Annotated in this window: 1 protein-coding gene; it reads right to left on the reverse strand. The window is 40.2% G+C overall.

All coding sequences use genetic code 11. The features are described from left to right. On the reverse strand, window positions 1–590 hold a 590-nt coding region (locus ACFINC_RS11535; protein ID WP_375617289.1), incomplete at both ends, for a DnaB-like helicase C-terminal domain-containing protein.

The following is a 590-nucleotide window of genomic DNA, read 5'->3' on the forward strand; positions in this document are numbered from 1 at the left end:
CGCATATCAGAAGAAGAAACCTTTATTTGCTCTGAGATAATACGAGTTGCAAGCTGTTCAGTTGACATCTCAAGTGAGAAGAAACCAACAATACCCCCTTCATTGGCTTGGCTGTTATCATGACGCTTGCAAGCATTGGCAATATTAAAAGCAATATTAGTAGCCAGAGAGGTCTTCCCCATAGCAGGGCGCCCCGCAAGGATAATCAAATCAGATGCTTGTAACCCCCCCATTTTCTCATCAAGTGTTTTGATATGGGTAGCGATCCCTGAGAGCCTTGAAGAACGCTTTTTCGCAGCGCTTGCCATGTTAAGTGCTTTTGCAATGGCTGTATCAAAATTTTCAAACCCACCCCCATATTTTCCTTTTTCTGCTAGCTCAAATAACTGATTTTCAACAGTTTCAATTTGTTGTGATGTTGTAAGTTCTACAGAAACATCATAAGCTCTATTCACAACTTGAGTGCCAAGGTTAATTAAAGAGCGTCGGATAAACAGATCATAAATGACGCTCCCATAATCTTTAGTATTAATGATTGTTACAGCTTCTTTAGCTAAACGCACCACGTAATTATATACAGTGATGTCACC

Source organism: Bartonella sp. AP58NXGY, from assembly GCF_042195785.1.
Classification (GTDB): Bacteria; Pseudomonadota; Alphaproteobacteria; order Rhizobiales; family Rhizobiaceae; genus Bartonella.